The organism is Sandarakinorhabdus sp., from assembly GCF_040398665.1.
Taxonomy (GTDB): Bacteria; Pseudomonadota; Alphaproteobacteria; order Sphingomonadales; family Sphingomonadaceae; genus Sandarakinorhabdus.
Genome location: NZ_JBBATQ010000003.1, coordinates 138,981 through 164,064, shown reverse-complemented (window position 1 = coordinate 164,064; position 25,084 = coordinate 138,981). Strand labels below are relative to the sequence as shown.

Sequence of the window (25,084 nt, the reverse complement as noted above, 5' to 3'; positions counted from 1 at the left end):
GGCGACGACAAAGATGAGGTTGACGCTGCCAACGCCGCGCCCATTCTCCCCCAAAAGGGAGACACACCATGCAACTGAACTGGAGCCGCGACGATCTGGCGTTCCGCGATGAAGTGCGCGCGTTCCTTGATGCCGAACTCACCCCCGATCTGCGCGCCGCGGCCGCCGGCATGACCAGCGTCTACGCGCCGCCGCACATCGCGCTGGCCTGGCAGAAGAAATTGCACGCGCGGGGCTGGGTGGCGCCCAGTTGGCCGACCGAATGGGGCGGCTGCGACTGGTCGGTCGCCCGCCGCTATATCTGGGCGCGCGAAACCACGATGGCCGGCGCGCCGCCGCTGTCGCCGATGGGGCTGGGCATGTGCGGGCCGGTGCTGCTGCATTATGGCACCGACGCACAAAAGCGCCGTTTCCTGCCGCCGATGCTGGCCGGCGATGAATTCTGGTGCCAAGGCTATTCGGAGCCCAATTCAGGCTCCGATCTCGCTTCCCTGCAGATGCGGGCGGAGCGCGACGGCGATGATTTCATCTGCACCGGCGCGAAGATCTGGACGACGCACGCCCATCATGCCGACTGGATTTTCTGCCTGGTGCGCACCAGCCGCCTCGAAAAGCCCCAGCTTGGCATCAGCTTCCTGCTCATCGACATGAAATCGCCCGGCGTGTCCGTGCGCCCGATCATCTCGCTGTCGGGCGAGCATGTGCAGAACCAGGTGATGTTCGATGACGTGCGCGTGCCCGTGGCCAATGTGGTCGGCCACATCGACGATGGCTGGACCGTGGCCAAATATCTGATGGAGTTCGAACGCGGCGGCCACGCCTATGCGCCGTCGATGGTGCAGCGCGTCGCCAGCCTGCAACGCCATCTGGCCGAGGCAGCGCTGCCCGTCACGATGAACGGCCGCATCGCTGCGCTGCGCATGGAGATCGAAGCGCTCGATGCGCTGGAGCTGCAATTCAACGCCGGGCTTTCCAACGGCGCTGCCCCCGGCCCGATGGCGTCGGCGCTGAAAATCCTCGGCACCGAACTCAGCCAGCGGCTGACCGAACTGGAGGTGGAGGCCGCCCTGCCCTATGCCCCCATCTATCAGCCGCACCGCACCCTGCCCGGCGGCGCCGTGCCGGATTTCACCGCTCCGGCCGATGGCCTGGGCGTCGGCCCGGCCTGGGCCGCCAAGGCCCTGCCGAAATATTTCAACGACCGCGCCGGTTCGATCTATGCCGGCACCAACGAAATCCAGCGCGGCATCCTGTGGCAATATCTGGCACGGCGGAATGGGTGAAAATCACCTCTCCCCCTTGGGGAGAGGTCGAGAGACGCCCCAGGCGGCCCGGGAGAGGGGTTGCAACTTTGGCGACGGAGGACGTCACCCCTCTCCCGCCGCGCTACGCGCGAGTCGACCTCTCCCCAAAGGGGAGAGGTGAAGTGCTTACCGCCCCACCAATATCTCCCGCACGCTGCCACAACGGAAGCTCTGCACGAACAGATAGACCGACAGGAACAGCGCCCCGCCCAGGAACGCCAGCAGCGCCAGCGCAAGGCCGGCCGGGTTGAGGCCATGCCGCCAGCCCACCCACAGACCGGAGAAGGTCAGCATGAACATGAAATCCATGTTGAACTGCCCCTGCCAGCCACCGGCCGCGATCTGCCCGAAAAACGCCGGGAGCAAATTCTGATCCGCCATCAGGATCGGCGCGGTATAGGCCGACAGGGTGATGAAGATCAGGATGCAGAGCAGGCGCAGCGGCAACATGGTTATTCCTTTCGAGTTGCCCGCACCGTCGCCCGCCCGGATAAGCGCGGCAATTACCCTTGAGGTCAATTGCCGGTAAATTGCCCCGGCCTCTTGTCGCGAAAGGCGGCCAGCGCCTCGGCAAAATCCGCGCCTTGTGTCGCCAGCAGCCATTGATCGGCATCGGCGTGCAGCACTGCGGCGTCCAGCGCATGTGCAACCGCATTGATGCTGCGCTTGATCATCTGCACCGCCAGCGGCGGCAGCGCCGCCAGTTCCTGCGCCAGCGCCAGCGCCCGTGCATCCAGCGCATCGGCCGGCAGCAGCTCGTCGATCAGGCCCCAGCCGGCCAGCGTTTCGGCATCGAACAGCGCGCCGGTCATCACCATGCGCTTGGCCCGCGCCGGGCCGATCAGTGCCACCAATGGCCCCAGTGCATTCCACATCAGGTTGATGCCGATCTTCACCTCGCCATAGCCCAGCCGCGCGCCCGCCGCTGCCAGCCGGAAATCGCATGCCGTGGCGATGCAGGTCGCCCCGCCGGTGGCGATGCCCTGCACGGCGCACACGGTCGGTTGATCGATGCCCATCACGGCGCGCATCACCCGCGCGCCCAATTGCGCGCCGCGCCGCGCCTGCGCCAGCGGCATCGGGCTGGCCATCCGCGCCGCCATCTCGGCCAGATCGGCGCCGACCGAAAAATCCCGGCCGTCGCCGCGCAGCACCACCGCCCGCACATCGCCGCGCCCGCGCAGATCATCGGCAATCCGCTCCAGATCGGCCAGCATCGCCTGGGTCAAGGCATTGCGGCGTTCGGCGCGATCAAGCGTGATGGTGGCGATGGTGTCGTGAACATCCAGCGTGATCATCTCAACACTCCACCACGTTCACCGCCAGCCCGCCCTGACTTGTTTCCTTGTATTTCTGGCTCATGTCCACGCCGGTTTGCCGCATGGTTTCAATCACTTCGTCCAGCGTCACCCGGCCCTGCCCCGGCCGGTGCAGCGCCAGCCGCGCCGCGTTCGCCGCCTTCACCGCGCCGATGGCGTTGCGTTCGATGCAGGGGATCTGCACCAGGCCGCCCACCGGATCGCAGGTCAGGCCCAGATTATGCTCCATACCGATTTCGGCGGCATTGGCGACCTGCTGCGGGCTGGCATTCCACACCGCCGCCAACCCCGCTGCCGCCATCGAGCACGCCACGCCCACCTCGCCCTGGCAGCCCATTTCGGCGCCGGAAATCGAGGCGCGCTGCTTGTACAACAAACCGATGGCGCCGGCGGTGAGCAGAAACCGCTGTCGCTGCGCGCCCGTCTCGCAATAATGCCGCATCACCGCGGGCAGAATGCCGGCGGCGCCGTTGGTTGGCGCGGTCACCACCTGGCCGCCGGCGGCATTTTCCTCGTTCACCGCCATCGCATAGACATTCAGCAGGTCGAACAGGCGTTCCGGCTCGTTGCGGCTGCGCCCATCCTGAAGCTGCCGCCACAATTGCGGCGCGCGCCGCTCCACTTTCAGCCCGCCGGGCAAGGTCCCTTCCGTACGCAGCCCGCGGTCGATGCAGGCCAGCATCACGGCGGCGACCATGTCCAGCCCGGCCAGCGTTTCGGCGCGGGGCCGCATCGCGTCTTCATTGGCCAATATGATGGCATCGAGCGGTTGGCCCAGCCCGTCCGCCAGCGCCAGCAATTCGGCGGCGCTGCCAAACGCATGCGGCACCGCATGCCCGCTCATCACCCGATCGGCCGGCACTTCCTGTTCCAGTTGCCGCCGGCTGGCGATGAAGCCGCCGCCGGTGGAAAACCAGTCCTCCAGCCAGAGCAGATCATCGCCGGCCCACAGCGCCACCTGGCAGGCATTGGGGTGCAGCAGATCGCGCGTGTCGTAATCCAGCCTTATGTCGGCATCGGGCGCGAACGCCAGCGCGCGCCCCGAAACGTCCAACGCGCCACCCGCCTGCAATGCCGCCAGATCACGCGCCGCCGTGTCTGAATCGATCGTTTCCGGCGCGTGGCCGATCAGCCCCAGCGCGATCGCCCGCAGCGTGCCGTGCCCATGCCCGGTGAAGGCCAGGCTGCCTTGCAGCGTCACCACCAGCCGGGCATCGGCCGGCCAGTCGATCCCGGCCAGCGACCGGCGTACGCGCCCGCCGATCCGCATCGGCCCCACCGTGTGCGAACTGGATGGCCCCACGCCAACCCGGAACATGTCGAGCACTGACAACATCGGTGTAACCTGCCCCAGTGCGGCCGGCGGGGCAATGGCCTGCCGATATGCCGAGACTGGGCAGGGCGCCGCAACACGCTTACGATTCGTCGGCATGGACACCACCCTGATCGACCAGGCCGCCCGCCTGCTCCGCCACGAAGCCACCGAGGCCCGCCTGCGCCAATCCCGCGCTGGGCAGCCCGTGGACGGGTGGGACAAGCTGGAACAAGCCGGCCTGCCGCTCGCCCTTGCTGCGGAGGCCGACGGCGGCCTGAACCTCGATCCCGTCACCATATTGGCCATCGCCCGCGCCCATGGCCTTGCGGGGGCGCCATGGCCGTTGGCGGGCGCCATGCTGGCCGCCGCGCAGCAGCGGCCGCAGGACGATTGGGCCGCCGCACTGGCCACCGCCGAAATTGCCGGCCTGTGTGAAACGGTGCTGGCGATGACGCTGGACTGGACGCAAACCCGCCAGCAGTTCGGCAAGCCGCTGTCGAAGAATCAGGCGGTACAGCATGAACTCGCGATCATGGCCGCCGAAACCGCCGCCGCCGGCGCCGCCGTAGGGGTTGCCGCGCTGGCGCTGGCTGCGGGCACACCACATCATGCCGCAGCCGCCAAGGCCCGCGCCAGCGAAGCGGCCGGGCAAGTCGCCGCGCTGGCCCACCAGCTCCATGGCGCCATCGGCGTGACCGCCGATCACCGTCTGCACCTGTTCACGGCCAAGCTTTGGCAGCGGCGCGACCAACAGGGCAGCGAATATCAGCACCAGGCGGCGCTCGGCCAGGCCGCGCTCAGCGCTGGGAGCGTCTGGGCGCTCGCCACCGCAGAAACCCCGTCCGAAGCGCCAGCCGGTGACACCACGGCAGACCGTTTCCGCTTCCCCGCCGTCCCCGAAACCCCGGCCCGCGCTGCGCTGCGCGCCGACGTCCGCGCCTTCCTCGCCGCCGAACTTGCCAGCATCCCGGCGGAAACCCGCGCCCATAGCTGGAACGGCCACAGCCCGGATTTCTCGCGGCTGTTGGGCGCGCGTGGCTGGATCGGCATGTGCTGGCCGCGCGAGCACGGCGGCCAGAAGCGCAGCGCGCTTGATCGGCTGGTGGTGATCGAAGAACTGCTCGCCGCCGGCGCACCCGTGGCGGCGCACTGGATCGCCGACCGCCAGACCGGGCCGCTGCTGCTCAAACTCGGCACGCCCGAACAGCAAGCCCATCTGCCCGCCATCGCGCGCGGCGAATTATATGCCTGCATCGGCATGAGCGAGCCCGGCGCCGGATCGGACCTCGCCGCGCTCTCCACGCGCGCCCACCGCACCGCCGATGGCTGGCGGATCCGCGGCACGAAATTGTGGACGACCTTCGCGCACAAGGCGCATCTGATGTTGCTGCTCTGCCGCACCGGAGACGGTGTGCGGCACGAAGGCCTGTCGCAGTTGCTGGTGCCGATGGACACGCCGGGCATCAGCATCCGTCCGATCATCGATCTGATGGGCGAGCATCATTTCAACGAAGTGCATTTCGATGATGTGCTGGTCCCCGCCCACGCGCTGGTCGGCGCTGAAGGCGCTGGCTGGGCGCAAGTGATGGCCGAACTCGCCTTTGAACGCTCCGGCCCGGAACGCTTCCTGTCCACCATGGTGCTGCTGGATTTGCTCGTCGCGGCGCTCGGCCCCGATGCCCCCGCCGCTGCGCATGCCGCCATCGGTCGGCTGACAGCGCATCTGATCGTGCTGCGCCAGATGGCGCGTGGCATGGCGGCGCTGCTGGCGGCCGGCGAGGACCCGGCGCTGGAAGCCGCCATCGTCAAGGATCTCGGCGCGACGTTCGAACAGGCCATCCCCGAAGTGGCGCGCGCGCTGCTGCCGCTGATCCCGTCACCGCCCGCATCGCTGCTGGCCACGCTGGACGCCACCATCCAGATCGCGCCGATGGTGTCCCTGCGCGGCGGCACGCGTGAGATCCTGCGCGGCATCATCGCGCGCGGGCTGGGTGTGCGGTAAACATCTGCAAGCAAGGGAACCCGCCATGACCGACCTCGTCCTCTACGAACCCGACGGCCCGATCGTCACCCTCACCCTCAACCAGCCGGAACTGCGCAACCCGGTGTCCGATGACGACATGGTCGATGCCATACTCGCGGCGCTCGCCCGGCTGGAGCGCGATCCGCAGGCGCGTGTCGCCATCCTCACCGGGGCGGGCAGTGCCTTCTCATCGGGCGGCAATCTGAAGAAGATGGCCAGCGGTGATGGCCTCGCCAGCGCCGCGCCGATCACCACGCGCCGCAATTACCTGACCGGCATTCAGCGCCTGCCGCGCGCCTTTGCGGCGCTGGAGGTGCCAATTGTGGCCGCCGTCAACGGCCCGGCCATCGGCGCCGGCTGCGACCTGACCTGCATGTGCGACATCCGCATCGCCGGGGAGAGCGCCAAATTCGCCGAAAGCTTCGTCAAATTGGGCATCATCCCCGGTGATGGCGGCGCCTGGCTGCTGCCATATGTGGTCGGCCACGCCAAGGCCGCCGAACTGGCGTTGACCGGCGACCTGATCGACGCGGCAGAGGCCTTGCGCATCGGGCTGGTGTCGCGCGTGGTGCCCGATGCCGAACTGCTGAGCGCAGCGCGCGCCATCGCCGCCAAGATCGCAGCCAATCCGCCGCAAGCCGTGCGCATGACCAAACGCCTGCTGTGGGAAGCCCGCACCGCCAGCCTGGATACGATACTGAACCTGTCGGCCGCCATGCAGGCGCTGGCGCACACCACGGATGACAATCGCGAGGCGATGGCGGCATTTCTGGAAAAGCGGGCGCCGCAGTTCACGGGGCGGTAGGGCCGGCTCTGCGGACAAGCCCCACCCCCAGCCCCTCCCGCAAGCGGGAGGGGAGCAGAAGGGCCGAGCCCACACGGCGCCCCTCCCGCTTGCGGGAGGGGCTGGGGGTGGGCTTTCGTTACCCCGCCACCCGCCGCCGATGCAGCGCAGCAAACCCAAAGATCACCATCACCGGCTGCCCGAAAGGGGCCGATTGATCACGCACACACGGCTCCCCTCCCGCTTGCGGGAGGGGCTGGGGGTGGGCTTTCGTTACCCTGCCACCCGCCGCCGATGCAGCGCAGCAAACCCAAAGATCACCACCACCGGCTGCCCGAAAAACGCCGCCAGCCCCAGCTCGACGCCGCCCAGCGCACGCCACAGCAATTCCGCCGCCAGCAGGCCCGCAACCAGGAACAGCGGATCCCGGCTCACCTGCCGCGCCCGCAAAGCCTGCACCGCCCAATCCACCAGCAGCCGCGCCAGGCACCAGGCAATCAGCAGCCAGCAGATATTGCCCGGCAGGCTGGCCGCATCGCGCCAGGACCCCAGAAAACCGCCACGATGCGCCTGCGCCACCAGCCACAGCGCCGCCAGCCCCAGAAAAAGGCGCGTGAACCACGCAGCCCCGGCCGGCACCGCGGCGCGTGCAATATCTTGACCCATATGTCCATTATGGATGTAACTTCCCGGCAGGCCAACAGGCCGAACGTCTCACCCGCGGCAGTTTTGCGCCGGTGTGACGAAAAGGACTCAGCCAATCACGCCGCCCGCCCGCAACGCGTCCACATCCGCCCGCCCCAGCCAATCGCGCAGCACCTCGTCCGCATCCTCGCCCACGCGCGGCGGCGGGCGGCGCATGGTGGCCGGCGTCGCGGAGAGTTTGCCGGGGAAGGCGACGCTGGGGATGGTGACGCCATCATCGCGCACGAATTCATGCACCGTGCCACGCGCCGCCACGAACGGATCGGCGAACACTTGCGAAATATTGTTCACGGGGCCGCACGGCACGCCGGCCGCGACCAGCCGGTCGATCAACGGCAGGCCCGGCTCGCCCGCCACCAGCCGCTGCACTTCGGCTTCGATCGCGTCGCGGTTGATCAGCCGGGCGCGCGCCGTGACGAAGCGCGGATCGTCCGCCAGTTCGGGCACGCCCATGGCGCGGGCGAAGCTGCGGAACTGGCCATCATTGCCGATGGCGATGATCATTTGCCCATCGGCGACCTTGAACAGCGTGTAGGGCACCACCGTCGGGTGGCGATTGCCCATGCGGCCCGGATCGACGCCGCCGACCAGCCAGTTCATCGCCTGATTGGCCAGATTGGCGATCTGCGTATCCAGCAGGCTGATGTCGATCTGCTGGCCTTCGCCCGTCGCCTCGGCATGGCGCAGCGCCGCCAGGATCGAAATGGTGGCATAGAGCCCGGTGCCGATATCGGCCATCGCCACACCGGCGCGCAACGGCCCGCCGCCCTCCTCGCCCGTTACCGACATGAAGCCGCCCATGCCCTGCGCCACGAAATCATAGCCGCCGCGCGCCGCATAAGGCCCGGTCTGCCCGAAGCCAGTGACGGAGCAATAGACCAGTGAGGGCTTGATGGCGCGCAGGCTCGGCCAATCCAGGCCATATTTCGCCAGGCCGCCGACCTTGAAATTTTCGACCACGATATCGGCTTGGCAAGCCAGATCGCGCAGCAACGCCTGGCCAGCCTCGTGCGTGAAATCCACCGCGATGCTGCGCTTGTTGCGATTGGCGGCGAGATAATAGGCCGAGGTGCCGATCTCGTCCTGCCCATCCGCGCCCTGCAGGAACGGCGGCCCCCAGGCGCGGGTGTCGTCGCCGCGGCCGGGCACCTCCACCTTCACCACGTCGGCGCCCAGATCGGCCAGGATCTGCGTACACCATGGCCCGGCCAGCACCCGCGACAGATCGAGCACACGAATGCCGGCAAGCGCGGCGGGGGTGGTTATGGCGGTCATCTACGCGCGATCATCCCAAAGAAAAAAGCGGTGCCGGCTCCGAAGAACCAGCACCGCTCCTAGCCCCCGACCGGGGTAGCTCTCAAAACTTGCTTGGCAAATGCCAAGGCCCAACAATCCGGCGCGATTCGATGAAACAATGTTACAGTGGTTGCTGTCAATGCGCCAACTCGAAAATCGCCGCCAGACCTTGTCCGCCGCCGATGCACATGGTTTCCAACCCGTGACGTCCACCGCGCCGCTGCAATTCATGCAACATCGTCGCCAGGATCCGTCCGCCCGTCGCGCCGATCGGGTGACCCAGGCTGATGCCTGACCCATTCACGTTCAAACGGTCCGGATCGTGCCAGCCCCAGCCTTTCAGCACGGCGAGCACTTGCGGCGCGAAGGCCTCGTTCAATTCGACCAGATCGAGATCGTCCCAGCCCAGCCCGGTGCGCGCAAACAGCCGTTCCACCGCCGGCACCGGGCCAATGCCCATGCGGCTGGGATCGCAGCCTGCCGCTGCCCAGCCGGTCAACCAGGCCATCGGCGTCAGCCCCAGCGGCGCCAGCATGTCCTCCCCCACCACCAGGCAGGCCGAGGCGCCGTCATTCTGCTGGCTGGCGTTCCCGGCCGTCACCACGCCGTCCTTCTCGATGCTCTTGAGCAGCGCGAGGCTTTCCGGCGTCGCATCGGCGCGGATGCCCTCGTCGGCGGCAAACACCAACGGCGGCCCCTTTTTCTGGGCAATTTCCACCGGCACCAGTTCGGCATCGAACTTGCCGTCCGCCCAGGCTTGCGCGGCGCGCTGGTGGCTTTGCGCGGCATAGGCGTCGCATTCTTCGCGACTGATGCCATAATCCTTGGCCAGATTGTTCGCGGTTTCGATCATGCCCGAAATCACGCCATAGCGGCTGATCGGCTGGCTCATCACCCGGCCGCGCACCAGCCGGTCGTGAAAGGTCGTGCTGCCCATGCGCGCGCCATTGCGGTGATCGGTGGAATAATATTCGACCTGGCTCATGCTTTCGACACCGCCGGCGACCACGATGTCCGCCGCGCCGGTCTGCACCCGCATCGCGGCATCGATCACCGCCTGCAGGCCGGAACCACAGCGTCGGTCCAGCGACACGCCCGGCACGGATTCCGGGAAACCCGCCGCCAGCCACGACCAGCGCGCCACACACGGCGCTTCGCCGTTGGGATAGCCGTGCGCGAACACCACATCATCAACGCGTTCGGGATCGATGCCGGTGCGCGCCATCAGCGCCTTCAGGATGATCGCGCCCAGTTCACCGGCTGGAAGGCTGGCCAAGGACCCGCCAAAACGGCCAACCCCCGTGCGGATCGGTGAAACAATGGCTGCGCGTCTCATCAATTTCTCTCCCGCATCATGGCTTTCGCAATGATCGTCTGCTGGATCTGGCTGGTGCCCTCATAAATCCGCAGCAGCCGCACATCGCGATAGAAGCGCTCGACCTTGTATTCGGCCATGTAACCGGCGCCGCCGTGCACCTGCACCGCGCGGTCGGCAATCCGCCCCACCGCTTCGCTGGCATGCAGCTTCAGCACCGAACATTCCCTGGCTGTCACCAATCCGGCATCGAATCGCGCTGCGGTGCGCTCCAGCAACGCCTCGGTGGTCAGCCGGTCGACCTCCATGTCGGCGAGCATGCCCTGCACCAGTTGGAAATCGCCGATGCGCTGCCCGAATTGCTGGCGCTCCATGGCATAGGCCAGGCTCATCTCGATCAGCCGGTCGGCCATGCCCAGCGCCACGGCCGCAATATGGATGCGGCCACGATCGAGCACCTTCATCGCCGTGCGAAAGCCCTGGCCGGGCACGCCGCCGATGATGTTCGCGGCGGGCACCAGCACGTCTTCCAAGATGACATCGCAGGTCTTGGCGCCGCGCTGCCCCATCTTGCGATCCGGCTTGCCCAGCGAAATCCCCGGACTGTCGGCCGGCACGATGAAGGCGCTGATGCCGGCGGCGCCCTTCACCGCTTCGGTGCGCGCCATCAGCGTGAAGACGGTCGCGCGCGGCGCATTGGTGATATAGCGTTTGGTGCCGTTGATCCGGTAATGCGTGCCTTCCAGCACCGCCGAACAGCGCAAGCTTGCCGCATCCGATCCCGCCCCCGGCTCGGTCAGCGCGAAACTGGCAATCGCCTCCCCGGTGGCAAAGCGTGGCAGCCATTCGGCCTTTTGCGCCGCCGTCCCGTCGATCATGATGCCCTGGCTGCCAATGCCCACCGTGGTACCGATCAGGCTGCGGAAGGTGATGCTGGCCCGGCACAATGTGCGCACCAGCGCGGCTTCTTCCGCCATGGTCAGCCCCAGGCCGCCGTGGCTTTCGGGGATGGACAGGCCAAACAGGCCCATCGCCTTGAATTCGGCAACGATATCGGCGGGGATATCATCCCCTTCTTCCACCGCATCCTCGGCCGGAATCAGCCGTTCATCGACATAGCGGGCGAGCTGGTCTTTCAGCAGCCCGAAGGTCTCGGCATCCATCGCTCACTCCACTTCGGCACTGATCGCCACCGTGCCATCACAGCGCAGCGCCGCCAAGCCATCATCCTTGCGCTGCAACACCACCTTCTGCCCGGCAAAGACCGGCGCGACGGCCTTGAAGGCGAAGCGTTTGGCCGGGCCATTGCGCCGCTCCCAGGCCCCCAGCAGTTGCGCCGCCACCAGCGGCCCGTGCACGACCAGGCCGGGATAGCCCTCCTCGCCTTGCGCATAGGCCAGATCATAATGGATGCGGTGGGCATTGGCCGTGGCGGCGGAAAACAGGAACAATTGCACCGCATCCGGTGTGAAGCCAGCATCCCCCACCGGCGGCGGGCTGGCCGGCACCGGCAGCGGCACCGGATCACCGGCCGCGCGCCAGACGATGGTCTGCACCTCGGTCAGCGCGATCTCGCCATCCTGCCAGATCTGGATGCGCACCCGGCCCAGCAGCAGCGTGCCGGATTTGCCCCGTTTCAGATCCAGCGCCTCCAGCACGCGCATCTGCATGGCGGGCGCGCCGGCAATCAGCGGCCGGTGAAATTCCATCTCGGCGCCGGCAAACATGCGGCGCGGCAGGCTGACCGGCGGATAGAAACCGCCGCGCGCCGGATGGCCATCCACCCCGCGCGGCCCCGGTGGCGGCAGGAACAGCGCCAGATGCCCCAGCGGCGGCCAGCCCAGATGTTCCGCATCCCAGCCCAACGCCTCGGCAAAGCGCAGCACATCGGCCGCGTGCAGCATGTCCTCACGCCATTCCGGCTTGCCAATCCAGCTCTGCCAGTGCGCAAGATCCGCGTCGGAAACATGTGGGGTCATGCCACCAGCCCCGCATCGTGCAGCCGGCCGATCGCGCCGCTGTCCAGCCCCAGCACGTCGGCCAATATTGCATCCGTATCGGCGCCCAGATCTGGCGCCGCCCGCACCGCACCGCGCGCCTCGCCGGCCAAACTGGCCGCCGGCCCGGCGGCGGGATAGGTCAGGCCTGATGGATGGGCGATGGTCTGAAACTGCGGGTTGTGCGTGAACAGCCGTGCATCCTCGCGCACTGCCTGGCCCAGCGTCTGATACGGCCCCCAGGTGACGCCGGCCGCATCCAGCGCCGGCCCGAGTTCGGCCAGCGTCCGCGCCGCCATCGCGGCTTCGAACAACGGAAACAGCAGCGCGCGATGGGTAAAGCGCGCGCCTTCATCCGCAGTGAAATCCGCGGCCGTCCCCGTTGCCACCCCGGCCACCGCTTCGCCCAGCCCCAGCGCCGCCACCAGCCCGCGCCATTGTTTCGGCGTGATCGCCACCAGATAGAGGCGCGCGCCGCACGCAGTGACGAAATCCCGCCCGAACGCCCCGAACAGATCATTGCCCAGCCGCCCCCGATCGCCGTGCAGCAGCGCTTCGGCGGCAAAGCCCAGGTGCGACAGTGAGGTGGCAGCCAGGTCTGACAATGGCACACGAATTTCCGCGCCCTCGCCCGTCGCTCGCCGCCGGTGCAGCGCGCTGACCATGGCAAAGGCCGCCCATGCCCCGCCCAGCAGATCCCACGCCGGCAGGACCGCGTTGACCGGGCGCGTGCCATCCACCGGCCCGGTCATGTCCGGCACGCCCACCGCAGCATTCACCGTGTAATCCAGCGCCGGCTTGCCATCTGCCCAGCCCATGATGCGCGCCGTGATGATATCAGGCCGCCGCGCGGCCAGATTGGCGTGGGACAGGAAACCCTCCACCGGAAAATTGGTGAGGAACAGGCCGGCGTCATCGCCCGGCGCCGTGGCCAGCGCGACCGCCAGTTCCCGGCCCGCCGCCCGCGCCAGATCGATCTGGATGGACTGCTTGCCCTTGTTCAGCCCTTCCCAATAGAGGCTGTCGCCGGCAGCACTCAAGGGCCAGCGCTTGAAATCCGGCCCGCCGCCGATCTGATCGATGCGGATGACGGTAGCGCCCATCTGCGCCAGATAAAGCCCGCCGGTGGGGCCAGCGACGAAGGCGGCGGCCTCGATGACGCGGAGATTGGGGAGAAGCGAATACATGCTTACGTCCCTCTCCCCTCGCGGGAGAGGGCGAATCGCCGAAGGCGAGCGGGGTGAGGGGGCGCCGCCTGTGCCAACATGAAATCACCCCTCACCCCGCCGCGCTGGCGCGCGAGTCGCCCTCTCCCGCAAGGGGAGAGGGAATGGATCACACCCGCTCAACAATGATCGCCGGCGCCATCCCGCCCGCCGCGCACATCGTCACCAGCCCGCGCTTCAGGTCGCGGCGCTCCAGTTCGTCCAGCACCGTGCCGATCAGCATCGAACCGGTCGCGCCGATCGGGTGGCCCAGCGCAATCGCGCCGCCGTTCACATTCACCTTGTCACGATCCAGCTTCAGATCACGGATGAACTTCTCGGCGACCACGGCGAAGGCTTCGTTGATTTCCCACAGATCGATATCGTCGACGGTCAGCCCGGCCTTGGCCAGCACCTTGCGTGCCGCCGGCACCGGGGCGTTGAGCATCAGCGTCGGGCAATCGCCCATGTTGGCCATGGCAATGATGCGGGCACGCGGCTTCAGGCCGTTCTTGTCCGCATAGGCCTTGCTGGCCAGCAGCACGGCGGCCGCGCCATCGACCACGCCCGACGAATTGCCGGCATGGTGCATATGTTCGATCTTCAGATCGGGATAACGCGCGTTGATCAGCTTGCGGAAGGTGGTGCCTTTCTGGTCGAGCGGCATGTCGGCCAGCTTGGCAAAGCTCGGCTCCAGCGCCGACAGGCCTTCCATCGTGGTTTGCGGGCGCGGAAACTCCTCGCGGTCCAGCGCCAGCGTGCCGTCTTCGCGATAGACCGGGATCACGCTCTTGGCGAAGCGGTTCTCGGCAATCGCGATGGCAGCACGCTTCTGGCTTTCCAGCCCCAGCGCATCGACATCGGCGCGGGAAATGCCTTCCATCGACGCAATCGCATCGCCGCACACGCCCTGATGGCTTTGCGGGTGATGCGCCTGCAGGCGGGCATTGCCGCTGCCCATCATCATTGGCGCCAACCCGGCGGCGCGCTCTTCCTGCGCCATGGTGGCGGTATAGCTCATCATCTCGGTGCCGCCGGCGATCAGCAGATCTTCCATGCCGCTCATGATCTGCGCCGCCGCCAGATTCACGCTGGTGATGCCGCCGCCGCAGAAGCGGTCCAGGGTCATGCCGCTGGCCTTCAGATCATAGCCGGCATCCAGCGCCGCCATCCGGCCGAGATCGCCGCCCTGCTTGCCCTTCTGGGTGGAGGTGGACCAGATGATATCGTCCACATCGGCGGTGACGAGATCGTTGCGCGCCGCAATCGCCTTCAGCACGGCGGCGGCCAGATGCTGGGGGTGCATGTCCGCCAGGGCGCCCTTGCCCACCTTGCCAATGCCCCGCGGCGTGCGAACGGTATCGATTATATAGGCTTCGGCCATTGCTCTGCTCCCTTGGATTGCGGGAGCACCCTACGCCGATGCGCGGCGGCGTCGATTGCGGTTTTTGGCAGGCGTGGGGCTTTGGGGTAGATTGCAGTTTGATTGAAGCGCCTTGGCTCCCTCCCTTCAAGGGAGGGCGACCCGGCGCCAGCCGAGCGGGGTGGGTTAGCCTGCCAGTGGCCACACACAACACCCACCCCGGGCCTCGCCTGCGGCTCGTCTCTCGCCCTCCCTTGAAGGGAGGGAGCTTCCTCGCTCCGACTTGAACGCAATCGACCCTAGATTTCGTTCGCCCGCGCGAATTTCGCGATGAATTCGCCGGCCCGGAACGCCAGCGCCTCGATGGTCTGGGTCGGCTGGCCGCGGCCCGACGTCACCATGCTGGACCCGTCACACAGGAACAGATTCTTCACATCGTGCGAGCGGTGATATTTGTCGACCACCGACGTTCTTGGATCATTGCCCATCCGGCAGGTGCCGAGCAGGTGCACGCCGCCGCTGGTGTTGCCGACCTCGCCCGGCACGATCTGGCTGGCGCCAGCCGCATCCATGATCTCGACGGCGCGTTCCACCTGCCAGTTGGCATGGCTGATATCATCCGGATGGTCCTTGTAGGTCACCCGCATCGCCGGCACACCCCAGGTATCTTTCAGCTCCGGATCGATATCCACCCGGTTGGTCTCCACCGCCAGCGACGTGCCATGGCCGGCAACCGTCATCCAGTAAGTGTAGGATTCCAGATATTCCTTGAAGCCCGGGCCCCAGCTCGGCGTGCCCTTCGGCACGCTCTGGCCCCAGGTCAACGGTCCGCCGGAACGGGCATCAAAGCCGCCGCCGCCATAAAATCCGCGCTTTGGATCGCTGTCATAATAATCGTGCATGATGCGCGTGACATTGGCGCCCTTGTATTCGTTCAACGGCTTGTCGAACCGCGCCGCCGCGCTGCCGCCCTTGTTGAACATCAGATATTTGCCCACCGCGCCGCTGCTGTTGGCCAGCCCCTGCGCAAAGCTGCCGGTGGCCGAATTCAACAGCAACCGCGGCGTTTCCGATCCATTGGCGCACACCACCACGGCGCGGGCCTTCTGAAATTGTTCCTTCTTGTCCCGATCGAAATAATGGACCCCGGTGGCGCGGCCGGCCTTGTTCATGCCGATGCGGAACACATAGGCGTTGGCGCGCACCTCGCACTTGCCGGTGGCTTCGGCTTCGGGGATGACAGTCCACACCGACGATCCCTTGGCCTCCACTTCACAGGCGAAGCCGCCGCACAGGCCGCACTGGATGCACGGCGATCGGCCTTTATACTCCACCGAATTGATCGCCATCGGCGCCGGAAACGGGTGCAGCCCCAGTTTGCGGGCGCCGCGTTCAAACAACACGCCCGATGCCTTCACCGGCAGCGGCGGCATCGGATAGGGTTTGCTGCGCGGCGGATCGAACGGGCTGGCCCCGGCCAGGCCCGATACGCCGACTTCCCATTCCACCTTGGTGTAATAGGGCTCCAGCTCGGCATAGGTGATCGGCCAATCGACCAGATCGGCCCCGGCAATCGCGCCCAGCCGGCTGCGTTCGATGAAATCAATCTCGTGCAGGCGCCAGAAATTGGCATTGAAATGCGAACTGCTGCCGCCCACCACCTTGGCATAGGTCAGCGGGTTGCGGCCGGCGACGGGCGCCGCCTTTTGCGCCGGATCGCTGCGGAAGCTCTGCGGGCTGGTGGCCGGATCGTTGGTGATGCCGGACAGGAACCGATATTTCAGCTCGTCATGCTCGAATTCGTGCGACGCCAGCCGCGGGCCCTGCTCCATCACCACGACGCTGTTGCCGGCACGCGCCAGTTCCCGTGCCACGATGCCGCCGGCCGCCCCGGATCCGACAACGATGAAATCGACCGTTTCGCTGGTCCTGTAGGTCTTGCGTGCCATGAATTGTCCTTCAGGCCGTGTAGGGCTTGGTGCCGGGATAGGGTTCGAACCCCGGATAATCCGTGTCGTAAAATCCGAACGGCGGCATCCAGCTGTGGTTGTTCTCCACGCCCAGCAGGTTCCACCCGGCATAATCACTGTTGCCGCCATATTTCGGCAAGGCGATCAACCCGAGCACGGTCAGCCGACGCACGGCCATGAAGAAGGGCGTCCGGTCCACATCATGCAGCCAGGCGATCTGCATCGCATCGGATGCGGCGGCAAACGGCTTGCCGCCATGCGCCTTGGCAAAGCGGCCCTGAAATTCGGCCATTCCCTGCCGGAACGACGGCAATTGCGCCCCAAAGAAACTGCCGAGCGCATTGTCGATGAAATAGATCACCCGCGCTTCCTTCGCGCCCGGCGTCTTGCCGCTCGGCACGATCTGGCCGGCAATGGCCTCGATATCGGCCGCCTCGGCTGGGCTCAGCGTGTTCAGCCTGGTGGGCGGCGCGTCGTTCGCATCGCTGTGGCCACCGTGCTGCGCCGCATAGGCAATCTGCGGCCAGTTCATCGCAATCCAGCCGGTGCTGCCCAGATTGGCAATGGCCACCAGGAATTTCCGGCGCGAGGCCGTTGGCAATTCCATGAAACGCTCCGATCAAACCCCAACCAATCCGCACATGTTACCGCCCGTCCGCCGCGCACCAATGGGGTGAAGCGCGCATGGAGCCAACGAACATGGCGCTAATCCCGGAACATCAACCGCCGGATCTGCTTGAACGGCAGATCGCCGTAGGTCAGCAGCGTGTCGTGGAAGTTCCGCATCGCATAATGCACCCCCATCCGCCTTTTGTACTCGTCGCGCAGCTTGATGATCTCCAGCTCGCCGATGATCTCGCGCCCAGGCGAGGACGGCGACTGCGAATCCCGCTGCACTTCGATGAAGGCGTTGGTCGGCTCCATCCCCATCTTGTCGACATAGGCCTGCACGGCCTGGTCGAAGGTCATTTCGCCTTTTGCCATGCGCAGCTTGGTCAGGATGCGTTGCACCCGCCACATGCGCATCTGCCGGCGCGCCATCCTGGTCTTCAGCGCCTCCATGTGGGGCAGGGTCTCGTAATAGCCCTCCTCCTCCATCAGCCGCTCAAGATAGAACGACCAGCTCTGGCTGAAATAGGCGCTGCGATAGGCCCGCCGCATCGGCCGCGTCACATGCCGGATGCGCGCGGCGATCTGCACATTGTGCCCCAGCCATTCGTGATAGGAAATCACGTGCGTCCAATAGGGGTTATAGGCCTTGATGCGGCTGGCGCATTCGGCCGGAGTCAGCGAGTCCTCCAGCGGCGTCAGAATATAATAGCCTGATTGCCGCCCCGCCACGGTTGGCCCGCCAGTGGCCCCGCCAAACGGCAAGATGCGCCGCGCCATCGGCGGCGATTCCCGCGCGCCATAATCGATATAATCCGGGATGGTGACGATATGTGCGCCCGGCCCCTTCAGCCAGGCGCCCATCATGTCGACATAACGCTGCGCCATCGGAATCACTTGGCTCCACGGCGGCGCCTCGCTCTTCATCACCTCCCACACGGTGCGCAAATCGCCGCTGGGATGAATCTGCCGCGCCAGATCGCGCATTTCGGCGGTGAGCTGCGTCTCCTCCGCTTCGGCAATGCGCAGGATCGTTTCGGTGTCATAGCCGTCGAGCTGTTCCTGCACCGTCTCGTAAAACGAAATCTCCGCCGGCTTCCACGCCGGGGAGCGGGTCGATCGCGGCAGCAGATCGCTTTTCAACCAGCGCTCGAAATCATCGACCGCTTGCATGGCCGGCCCCGCTGCCGCCACCAGCTCGGCCTTCAGCGCCGGACTGTCCACCACGGCCCTGGGCACATAATCGCGCAGCAGCAGCCGCGCATAGCCGGCCTGGACAATGGCATTTTCCGTCCAGGTGCGCGCCGGGTTCTTCAGGTTCAACTTCGCCCGCGCCAGCACCGCCGGCAGGCGCTGCAGTTCCGCCACCGCCTGCCGCACCGCCGCATCCGGCAGCGCGCCCGGCCGCAGGAACAGCGCATTGGTCTGCCCCAGCGCAAACACCATGGCCGGGTTCACCTCGTGCAGCCGCAGCGTCTCCATCTCGAACAGGCGCGTGCGCACATGCGCCACCAGCAGATCATGATCCACCTGCTCATCCAGATCCAGCGACCCCCGATCGATCCGCCCCGCCTCGTCCAGCACCGCCCGATAGCTGGCAATCGCCGCCGCCTGGGCCGACGTGCCGGCGTCGCCCTCCTGCACCGCCAACGCTCTGGTGATCACGGCGTCCAGGGTGGGCAAGGGCGCCTGCGCCGCGACCTGTGCTGGCGGGAAGCTGATGAAACAAAGCGCCAAAAGGCCGCCAGACAATCGCAACATCACCACGCACCCCCAGCGCCCCTGTCCTTCGCGGCCAGCGCTGCGCCAAAGGCTATTTGCCGGGTGGCGCCTGGTCAATGCATCGATGTTCAGCGGTTTGACTGGCAGCCAGGCGGCGGATCAGCAACCGCGGATCATCCCGCAGATGTTGGCCCGTAAACACGTCTCCACTTTGGCGTTGCCCGGTCGCATGCGAACCGAACCGATCATCAACACATCTGCCATGATCGTCTTTCCCTGTCCTGCACGCAGACACCATATCCCCCGCATATCATTGCCATTCTTGTCCGTCTTGCACTCGCAAAATATTCAATGTTTCACAAGTATTTCACAAATTCATAGCCTTGACGTCCTTACTATCGTTGCTTAACAACCAGAATTGTTTCTCGGGGGGAATCAGTCAATATGTCTGCCATTTCACGACGTGTCGGCAGTGCAATACTGACGGCCGCAATGTCCTGCCTGCTCGCGTCATGCGCCATGCCTGATCGCCTGCACGTCACCCAAGGCGAAAACCCCAAATATGTCGATCAGGATGTGCGATTCCGTACAACCTATTATTATCGCGTCTTCGATTATTGCGCCTCGGCCAATATCGCGTTCGGCAATGGCAGCCCGACCCCCATCGCCTACACCCAAATCATTCCCAACACCGATGCGCTCTACCGCTACCGGATGACCGGCAAGGCCTCGGCGATCTTCACCAAGATCCGCTTTGAATCCGGTGTCCTCAAGGCTTGGCAGATCGATCCATGGGGCGCCCGCACCGACTTCAAGGCCGAAGGTGATCCCGCCTATACCCCATCCCCGGTCGGCCCGCCCAGCCGGGCCAGCACCGATGAGAGCTTTGCCCGCTTCGAGGCGCTGATCAAAATCCGCGCCGCCGTCCCAGACGAAGATAAAGCGAGTATCACGGCTGTCGAAAATGCCATCGCCAGCCTGCTCCAGGCTGTCACCGGGTTAAGTGTCTCCCCCGTCGCAATGAAGGCCACCGTCAAAAGCGTGTCGGCCACACTTGCTGCAGATTTGGTCGAACCCGGCAAGACGCATAACGCAGCCGTCGCTGCGGCCAACGGCCTTGCCGATGCGACAGCAAAAAAGGCCGCTCTCGACGCTGCCAATGCCGCACTCGCAACAGCCACTGCCGCCGCCGAAGAAAAGGCCGTCAAATCCCTGTCCAACCTCATCCAGCCCGTCGCCACCGATTGCGCCACCGGCTTCACCCGCCAGCGCGGCTTCCAGGTGCTCGGCCCCGAAGGCATGCGCACCTTCAATCCGCAGGATCGGCTGATCATGGCGGTCAGCTTCGATGCCAAGCCGCTCATCCAGACGCTGCAGGAATATAGCGGCCGCATCCTCAGGCCCAAATCCACCGAGGCTGAACGCCTGCTGCCGCTCGCCCGCGAAAATCTCGCCCTGGCCGAAGCCCGCCGCGCCGCCGACGCCGCCAAGCCCGCCGATGCCGCCAATGTCGCCACCATCTTCGACGCCGCCATCACCAAGCTATCGCCACCGCCCAAACCGGCCGCGCCTGCCCTCCCCGCCACCGGAGCCTCGCAATGATCCGTCCGCTGCGCCCCGTCCGCCCGCTTGTCCCACTCCTCGCGCTCGCCCCGCTGCTGCTCGCCGGCTGTGCCACCCGCTATGAATCCGCCAGCCTGTCCGGCGGCGCCATGATGCGCATCGATGTCGAGGTCTACAAAGGCCCGCTCAGCATCCCTGTATCCGGCCAGATCGGCCAGATGGGCGCTGTGGTTTCCGAAAGCATCCGCGCCGCTGCGCAGTGGCACGAAGCCAGCGTCAAGCTGGCCATGGCCACTTACGCCGCACACCCGCCATATCGCGCCAATTTCAGCGACGAGGCTCTCGAACGCGCCAGTTCTGTGCCGGAGCTCGCGCGAACAGCCCAAGCAAGGGATGCCGGCGACAGGCTCGTCAATTTCGAGAACATGATGTGCGTCAATGCCGGCGTTGGCAGCGCTGGGTTGCCGGCCGCCATCAACAGGCAGGATTGCGCTGCCCTGCAAGATGCCATTACGATTGCCCGCCAGGTCATACTTTCTGGCTGCAACCTCATCGCCCAGAAGGATTTCATCCTGCTGCTGGGCAAACCAACTTATGTTCCGGTGCAGACTTGTAGCGAGTATGGCTATCTCACCATCGAGGAACCCAGAAAAACTGTAAGGCAGAAATATTACGATACCCAACAGGCCGAAGACAAACAGGAAAGACTTTACAGCGAAGAGGACATCAAAAGTCAGTTGGAGAAAGACGCCGGCGTCATCACCATCGCAGTCGACAATTATGCCGCTCTGCTGCGGTCAGCGGGATTCCGGACAGCCTTTTCAAACGTCCGTTACGTTCCGCAGGATCGCACCGTGCGCTCCGCCATCATCGGCTTCGGCTTCGTCAATGCGGAGTATGGCAACCAGATCCAAGGGCGCATCGCTGTCCTCACCAAGCAAATCAGCGCCTCCCCCACCAACGCCCGCCTGCTCCCGACCGCCGATTATCTGCGCGACAGCAGCAACACCCGCTTCCTGCAACTGGCCGAATGGCTCGATGGCGACGGTGATCGCTTCGGCCTGCCCAATCCCGGCAGGCTCGATGTCGAAGATCGCGTGCGCCTCGCCCAGAGCCTGACCAACGATTATTACTGGCAGAATGTCTCGACCGTCTATGGCTCCGGCCGCGGCAAGACCGGCATGGCGTTCATCAAGGATGATATCGGCAATTGGGATTTGAAAAGCTTCACCAGCGATCCCACCGAACTCCTCGCCGCCTACCGCGATGTCACCAGCGCCGCGCTGAAAAGCGCCGTCAAGCTTGCCACCTCGGCAGCCGCCCCCGGCGCCAAGGCGTTGGGGGCGGCCGGCGAGAAATTGAGCGTGGCCCGCAGCCTGCGCGACCTGGCCACCCAAGTTGCCAGCCCCGAATCCGGCGACGGCGGCAGCGCCGAACAAACCGCCCGGCTACGCACCCGCCTGGTCAACGACCTCAACGACCTCAAGAAGCAATTCGCCGATGCCCCCGCCAAGCGCAAAAAGGACGCCGACGAGAAAGAAATCATTCTGAATGACAAGAAGAACACGGAAGCCAATGAAAAATCTGCGTTGGAAAAGCGTCAGGGAGAACTGACCGTCGCCAAGAAAGCCTATGACGACTGCGACAAGAATATAGATTGCAGCGCACTGAACACGGCCTATCTGAAAGCCGTCACTGACAAGGCTGCAGCAGAGAAGAGCTTGGCCACTGCCGAGCAGGCGCGCATTGAAGCCGAGAAGGCCAATGACGCCGCCAAACTCGCACTTGCCAACATCGAAAAGGATGCCCGCGCCGCCCTCGCCGCGCAGCTTGACCGCCAGGCCGACATTATCGCCGCCCTCGAACTGCTTGCCGTCCCGCCGGAGCTCGCCACTACGCCGGCAGCGACAACCGGCACCACCCCGCCGTGATGCAGCCTCAATAACTCTTCGGCAGCCCCAGCACGTGCTCGGCCAGATAGGCCAGGATCAGGTTGGTGGATACCGGCGCCACCTGGTACAGCCGCGTTTCGCGGAACTTGCGTTCGATGTCGTAATCGGCGGCAAAGGCAAAGCCGCCCAGCGTCTGCATCGCCGCCTCGCCGGCCTGCCAACTCGCCTCCGCCGCCAGCAATTTGGCGGTGTTGGCCTCCGCGCCTGCCACTTCGCCCGATTCATATCGGCGGCAAGCGTCTGCCACCACCAGCCGCGCCGCGCTCATGCGGGCGTGGGCCATGGCGAGCGGGAACTGGATGCCCTGGTTCTGGCCGATGGGGCGGCCGAACACCTGGCGTTCGCGCGCATATCCACAAGCGCGGTCCAGAAAAAACCGCGCATCGCCAATGCATTCCGCCGCGATCAGGATGCGTTCGGCATTCATGCCTGAGAGGATATAGCGAAAGCCCTGCCCTTCCACGCCGATCAGATTGGCGGCCGGCACGCGCACATCATCGAAAAACACCGCGGTGGTGCCGTGGTTCATCATCGTGTCGATCGGGCGGATCGACAGCCCGGCGCAGTCGCGCATGTCGAGCAGGAACACGCTAAGCCCATCGGTGCGCTTGGCCACCTGGTCCTTCGGCGTGGTGCGGGCGAGCAGCACCATCAGATCGCTGTGCTCAGCCCGGCTCGTCCAGATCTTCTGGCCGTTGATCACATAATCGTCGCCATCGCGCACCGCCATGGTGCGCAAACTCAACGTGTCTGATCCCGATGTCGGCTCCGTCACGCCAAAGGCTTGCAGGCGCAATTCGCCGCGCGCGATGGCGGGCAGATAGCGCGCCTTCTGCGCATCATTGCCGTGACGCAGCAGCGTGCCCATCACATACATTTGTGCGTGCGCCGCCGCGCCATTGCCGCCGCTGGCGTGGATTTCCTCCAGCACCGCGCACGCCGCCGACAAGGGCAGGCCCGAACCGCCATATTCGGATGGAATCAATGCCGCCAGCCAGCCTTCGCGGGTGAGCGCAGCGACGAATTCGGATGGATAGGCGCGCGCCGCATCCTTGGCGCGCCAATATTCGCCAGGGAAATCGGCGCACAGCCGGATGATGGCTTCGCGAATGTCGGTAAAATCAGTCATGCCCGCATCTGGCCCGCCTCGGCGCGCGGGCGCAAGCCCTTCCGATACGCAGGCTTGCCGGCCGGCGGCGCGGCGGGCAGCATGGCGCCATGGATGCCCTGCCCTGCCTGCTCGATTGGCTGCGCCCGCAACTGGGAACGCGGCCGTTCATTCTGGGCCTGGCCGGCGCGCAAGGCTCCGGCAAATCCACGCTGGCCGCCGGCATCGCGCGCGCCTTGCAGGCCGATGGGCTGGCCGCAGCCGCCGTGTCGCTGGATGATTTCTATCGGCCGCGCCGTGATCGTCTGGCGCTGGCCACGCGCATCCATCCGCTGCTCGCCACGCGCGGCGTGCCCGGCAGCCATGATGTGCCGCTGTTGATGCACGCGCTTTGCCAGGTGCGCGCCGGCCAGCCGGTGGCACTGCCGCGCTTCGACAAATTGGCCGACGATCGCCTGGCACCGCAGCATTGGCAGCCGCCGGCGCGCATCGATGTGCTGGTGCTGGAAGGCTGGTGCATCGGCGCCCGGGCGCAACCGGCGGCGCTGCTGCACGATCCGGTCAACCCACTGGAGGCCGACGAAGACCCCGCCGCCGTCTGGCGCGCTCACGCCAATCAGGCGCTGGCCGGGGCCTATCAACGGCTGTGGAACCGGCTCGATGCGCTCGCCTTCCTCGCTGCGCCCGATTGGAAAACCGTGCCGCGCTGGCGCGCCGAGCAGGAGGCGAGCCTCGCGCGGGCAACCGGCCGAACGGGAATGGACGCGGCGGCCATCACGCGCTTTTGCGCGCATTACGAACGGCTTACCCGTTGGCAGTTGGCGACGACGCCGCTCCATGCCGGCCTGACCCTGCATCTGGATGCGGCGCGGCGTGTGCGTGCAACACCAGCGCCGACAGGCCGAGCCAGGCCGTGAACATCAGCGCATAGGGCCAGCGCCGCGGCAACAGCCGCGCCACCAGCAATGTCACCGCCCCAGTGCCGGCGAGCGCCAGCAGTTGCGCAGCCGCCGCGCGCGTGCCGCTGCCGGTCAGCGCCGTCTGGATCGCCGCGCTGGCCCATTGCGCCGGCAACAGCGCCAGCAGCCAGGGCGGCAGCACCCCCGGCATGGTCGTGGCAGTCGCCAGCATCGCCGCCTCCCCGCCCACCACGAACAGCGCGATCATCCAGCCCCGGCCGGGATAGGCGCGGGCAAACAGCGCGCCGCGCGCCGCAAAGCTGAAGCTGGCGATGATCAAGGCCAGCGCGGTGGAGAAGGGATGCGGCAGCGCCATGCCCAACAGCCGCGCCGCCAGAACCAGCCCCGCCCCGGCGATCAGCGCCAGCACGACGCCCGCCCGCAGCCGCCCGGTGATCGCAGCAGCGATCATGCCAAGGCCCATCAGGGTCACGGCCAGGATCGGGCCGCTCAGCATGGCAGGCGCCGGCCCAGCCGGGGGCGAAGTGACATTGGCATCATCGCCGGCACCTTGGTCGAGCCGCTGGATGGGCAGCGGCGCAAACTTGCCAACCGGGCGCCGCCGGGTGAACATG

21 protein-coding genes are annotated in these 25,084 nt (G+C 66.2%); 6 read left to right on the top strand and 15 right to left on the bottom strand.

Annotated features, from left to right (window positions below):
* Nucleotides 1–68 precede the first annotated feature (68 nt).
* Nucleotides 69–1,283 (top strand): acyl-CoA dehydrogenase family protein, encoded by a 1,215-nt coding sequence (locus ABWP22_RS05735; protein WP_353199002.1) that lies wholly within the window; start codon nt 69–71, stop codon nt 1,281–1,283.
* A 147-nt stretch (nt 1,284–1,430) separates the two neighbouring features.
* On the opposite strand, the gene ABWP22_RS05730 is transcribed toward ABWP22_RS05735, so the two are convergent.
* The 3 genes from ABWP22_RS05730 to ABWP22_RS05720 form a co-directional block, all read right to left on the bottom strand.
* The gene (locus ABWP22_RS05730; protein ID WP_353199001.1) at nt 1,431–1,754 is read right to left on the bottom strand and encodes a hypothetical protein; all 324 of its coding nucleotides are present in this window, start codon (nt 1,752–1,754) and stop codon (nt 1,431–1,433) included.
* Between the two features lie 65 nt (nt 1,755–1,819).
* Nucleotides 1,820–2,602 carry an enoyl-CoA hydratase/isomerase family protein gene (locus tag ABWP22_RS05725; RefSeq protein ID WP_353199000.1) on the bottom strand — a complete coding sequence of 261 codons (783 nt, stop codon included), beginning with the start codon at nt 2,600–2,602 and terminating at the stop codon, nt 1,820–1,822.
* A 1-nt stretch (nt 2,603) separates the two neighbouring features.
* The gene (locus ABWP22_RS05720; RefSeq protein WP_353198999.1) at nt 2,604–3,959 is read right to left on the bottom strand and encodes an L-serine ammonia-lyase; all 1,356 of its coding nucleotides are present in this window, start codon (nt 3,957–3,959) and stop codon (nt 2,604–2,606) included.
* Nucleotides 3,960–4,053: 94 nt separating this feature from the next.
* Here ABWP22_RS05720 and ABWP22_RS05715 point away from each other — a divergent pair, with 94 nt between their 5' ends.
* Entirely contained in the window at nt 4,054–5,940 is a 1,887-nt protein-coding gene (locus ABWP22_RS05715) for an acyl-CoA dehydrogenase family protein (protein WP_353198998.1), read from the top strand.
* Between the two features lie 25 nt (nt 5,941–5,965).
* Nucleotides 5,966–6,766 (top strand): crotonase/enoyl-CoA hydratase family protein, encoded by an 801-nt coding sequence (locus ABWP22_RS05710; protein ID WP_353198997.1) that lies wholly within the window; start codon nt 5,966–5,968, stop codon nt 6,764–6,766.
* Nucleotides 6,767–7,018: 252 nt separating this feature from the next.
* On the opposite strand, the gene ABWP22_RS05705 is transcribed toward ABWP22_RS05710, so the two are convergent.
* The 10 genes from ABWP22_RS05705 to ABWP22_RS05660 all read right to left on the bottom strand — a co-directional run bounded on the left by ABWP22_RS05705 (nt 7,019) and on the right by ABWP22_RS05660 (nt 18,966).
* Nucleotides 7,019–7,411 (bottom strand): hypothetical protein, encoded by a 393-nt coding sequence (locus ABWP22_RS05705; protein ID WP_353198996.1) that lies wholly within the window; start codon nt 7,409–7,411, stop codon nt 7,019–7,021.
* A gap of 87 nt (nt 7,412–7,498) precedes the next feature.
* Nucleotides 7,499–8,725, bottom strand: a complete 1,227-nt coding sequence (locus ABWP22_RS05700) for a CaiB/BaiF CoA transferase family protein (RefSeq protein WP_353198995.1) — start codon at nt 8,723–8,725, stop codon at nt 7,499–7,501.
* Between the two features lie 157 nt (nt 8,726–8,882).
* Complete coding sequence (locus ABWP22_RS05695) at nt 8,883–10,082, bottom strand: acetyl-CoA C-acetyltransferase (protein WP_353198994.1); 1,200 nt, start codon at nt 10,080–10,082, stop codon at nt 8,883–8,885.
* On the bottom strand, nt 10,082–11,224 hold the full coding sequence (locus ABWP22_RS05690; RefSeq protein ID WP_353198993.1) for an acyl-CoA dehydrogenase family protein: 1,143 nt from the start codon (nt 11,222–11,224) through the stop codon (nt 10,082–10,084). The genes ABWP22_RS05695 and ABWP22_RS05690 overlap by 1 nt, the downstream gene beginning before the upstream one ends.
* A gap of 3 nt (nt 11,225–11,227) precedes the next feature.
* On the bottom strand, nt 11,228–12,040 hold the full coding sequence (locus ABWP22_RS05685; protein ID WP_353198992.1) for an HTD2 family dehydratase: 813 nt from the start codon (nt 12,038–12,040) through the stop codon (nt 11,228–11,230).
* Nucleotides 12,037–13,245 (bottom strand): CoA transferase, encoded by a 1,209-nt coding sequence (locus tag ABWP22_RS05680; protein ID WP_353198991.1) that lies wholly within the window; start codon nt 13,243–13,245, stop codon nt 12,037–12,039. Before ABWP22_RS05680 ends, ABWP22_RS05685 begins: the two co-directional genes overlap by 4 nt.
* 148 nt (nt 13,246–13,393) lie before the next feature.
* Nucleotides 13,394–14,647, bottom strand: a complete 1,254-nt coding sequence (locus ABWP22_RS05675; RefSeq protein ID WP_353198990.1) for an acetyl-CoA C-acetyltransferase — start codon at nt 14,645–14,647, stop codon at nt 13,394–13,396.
* A gap of 278 nt (nt 14,648–14,925) precedes the next feature.
* A complete protein-coding gene (locus ABWP22_RS05670; RefSeq protein ID WP_353198989.1) occupies nt 14,926–16,575 on the bottom strand; it encodes a GMC family oxidoreductase in 1,650 nt (549 codons plus the stop codon).
* Between the two features lie 10 nt (nt 16,576–16,585).
* Nucleotides 16,586–17,203, bottom strand: coding sequence for a gluconate 2-dehydrogenase subunit 3 family protein (locus ABWP22_RS05665; protein WP_353198988.1), 618 nt, complete (start codon nt 17,201–17,203; stop codon nt 16,586–16,588).
* Nucleotides 17,204–17,301: 98 nt separating this feature from the next.
* Entirely contained in the window at nt 17,302–18,966 is a 1,665-nt protein-coding gene (locus ABWP22_RS05660; RefSeq protein ID WP_353198987.1) for a DUF885 family protein, read from the bottom strand.
* Between the two features lie 480 nt (nt 18,967–19,446).
* On the opposite strand from ABWP22_RS05660, the gene ABWP22_RS05655 reads away from it, so the two are divergent.
* A complete protein-coding gene (locus tag ABWP22_RS05655) occupies nt 19,447–20,529 on the top strand; it encodes a hypothetical protein (protein WP_353198986.1) in 1,083 nt (360 codons plus the stop codon).
* On the top strand, nt 20,526–22,421 hold the full coding sequence (locus tag ABWP22_RS05650; RefSeq protein WP_353198985.1) for a hypothetical protein: 1,896 nt from the start codon (nt 20,526–20,528) through the stop codon (nt 22,419–22,421). Before ABWP22_RS05655 ends, ABWP22_RS05650 begins: the two co-directional genes overlap by 4 nt.
* 7 nt (nt 22,422–22,428) lie before the next feature.
* Here the strand turns inward: ABWP22_RS05650 and ABWP22_RS05645 are convergent, their stop codons facing one another.
* Nucleotides 22,429–23,571, bottom strand: a complete 1,143-nt coding sequence (locus ABWP22_RS05645; protein WP_353198984.1) for an acyl-CoA dehydrogenase family protein — start codon at nt 23,569–23,571, stop codon at nt 22,429–22,431.
* A gap of 89 nt (nt 23,572–23,660) precedes the next feature.
* On the opposite strand from ABWP22_RS05645, the gene ABWP22_RS05640 reads away from it, so the two are divergent.
* A complete protein-coding gene (locus tag ABWP22_RS05640) occupies nt 23,661–24,467 on the top strand; it encodes a kinase (RefSeq protein ID WP_353198983.1) in 807 nt (268 codons plus the stop codon).
* Here ABWP22_RS05640 and ABWP22_RS05635 read toward each other — a convergent pair.
* The gene (locus ABWP22_RS05635; protein ID WP_353198982.1) at nt 24,355–25,083 is read right to left on the bottom strand and encodes a hypothetical protein; all 729 of its coding nucleotides are present in this window, start codon (nt 25,081–25,083) and stop codon (nt 24,355–24,357) included. The two genes, ABWP22_RS05640 and ABWP22_RS05635, sit on opposite strands and share 113 nt — an antisense overlap.
* Nucleotide 25,084 lies beyond the last annotated feature (1 nt).

Excerpts from the sequence above, each read along its gene's own strand:
- ABWP22_RS05735 (WP_353199002.1), top strand. The coding sequence starts at position 69 with ATGCAACTGAACTGGAGCCGCGACGATCTGGCGTTCCGCGATGAAGTG.
- ABWP22_RS05730 (WP_353199001.1), bottom strand. The coding sequence starts at position 1,754 with ATGTTGCCGCTGCGCCTGCTCTGCATCCTGATCTTCATCACCCTGTCG.
- ABWP22_RS05725 (WP_353199000.1), bottom strand. The coding sequence starts at position 2,602 with ATGATCACGCTGGATGTTCACGACACCATCGCCACCATCACGCTTGAT.
- ABWP22_RS05720 (WP_353198999.1), bottom strand. The coding sequence starts at position 3,959 with ATGTTGTCAGTGCTCGACATGTTCCGGGTTGGCGTGGGGCCATCCAGT.
- ABWP22_RS05715 (WP_353198998.1), top strand. The coding sequence starts at position 4,054 with ATGGACACCACCCTGATCGACCAGGCCGCCCGCCTGCTCCGCCACGAA.
- ABWP22_RS05710 (WP_353198997.1), top strand. The coding sequence starts at position 5,966 with ATGACCGACCTCGTCCTCTACGAACCCGACGGCCCGATCGTCACCCTC.
- ABWP22_RS05705 (WP_353198996.1), bottom strand. The coding sequence starts at position 7,411 with ATGGGTCAAGATATTGCACGCGCCGCGGTGCCGGCCGGGGCTGCGTGG.
- ABWP22_RS05700 (WP_353198995.1), bottom strand. The coding sequence starts at position 8,725 with ATGACCGCCATAACCACCCCCGCCGCGCTTGCCGGCATTCGTGTGCTC.
- ABWP22_RS05695 (WP_353198994.1), bottom strand. The coding sequence starts at position 10,082 with ATGAGACGCGCAGCCATTGTTTCACCGATCCGCACGGGGGTTGGCCGT.
- ABWP22_RS05690 (WP_353198993.1), bottom strand. The coding sequence starts at position 11,224 with ATGGATGCCGAGACCTTCGGGCTGCTGAAAGACCAGCTCGCCCGCTAT.
- ABWP22_RS05685 (WP_353198992.1), bottom strand. The coding sequence starts at position 12,040 with ATGACCCCACATGTTTCCGACGCGGATCTTGCGCACTGGCAGAGCTGG.
- ABWP22_RS05680 (WP_353198991.1), bottom strand. The coding sequence starts at position 13,245 with ATGTATTCGCTTCTCCCCAATCTCCGCGTCATCGAGGCCGCCGCCTTC.
- ABWP22_RS05675 (WP_353198990.1), bottom strand. The coding sequence starts at position 14,647 with ATGGCCGAAGCCTATATAATCGATACCGTTCGCACGCCGCGGGGCATT.
- ABWP22_RS05670 (WP_353198989.1), bottom strand. The coding sequence starts at position 16,575 with ATGGCACGCAAGACCTACAGGACCAGCGAAACGGTCGATTTCATCGTT.
- ABWP22_RS05665 (WP_353198988.1), bottom strand. The coding sequence starts at position 17,203 with ATGGAATTGCCAACGGCCTCGCGCCGGAAATTCCTGGTGGCCATTGCC.
- ABWP22_RS05660 (WP_353198987.1), bottom strand. The coding sequence starts at position 18,966 with ATGTTGCGATTGTCTGGCGGCCTTTTGGCGCTTTGTTTCATCAGCTTC.
- ABWP22_RS05655 (WP_353198986.1), top strand. The coding sequence starts at position 19,447 with ATGCCTGATCGCCTGCACGTCACCCAAGGCGAAAACCCCAAATATGTC.
- ABWP22_RS05650 (WP_353198985.1), top strand. The coding sequence starts at position 20,526 with ATGATCCGTCCGCTGCGCCCCGTCCGCCCGCTTGTCCCACTCCTCGCG.
- ABWP22_RS05645 (WP_353198984.1), bottom strand. The coding sequence starts at position 23,571 with ATGACTGATTTTACCGACATTCGCGAAGCCATCATCCGGCTGTGCGCC.
- ABWP22_RS05640 (WP_353198983.1), top strand. The coding sequence starts at position 23,661 with ATGGATGCCCTGCCCTGCCTGCTCGATTGGCTGCGCCCGCAACTGGGA.
- ABWP22_RS05635 (WP_353198982.1), bottom strand. The coding sequence starts at position 25,083 with ATGTTCACCCGGCGGCGCCCGGTTGGCAAGTTTGCGCCGCTGCCCATC.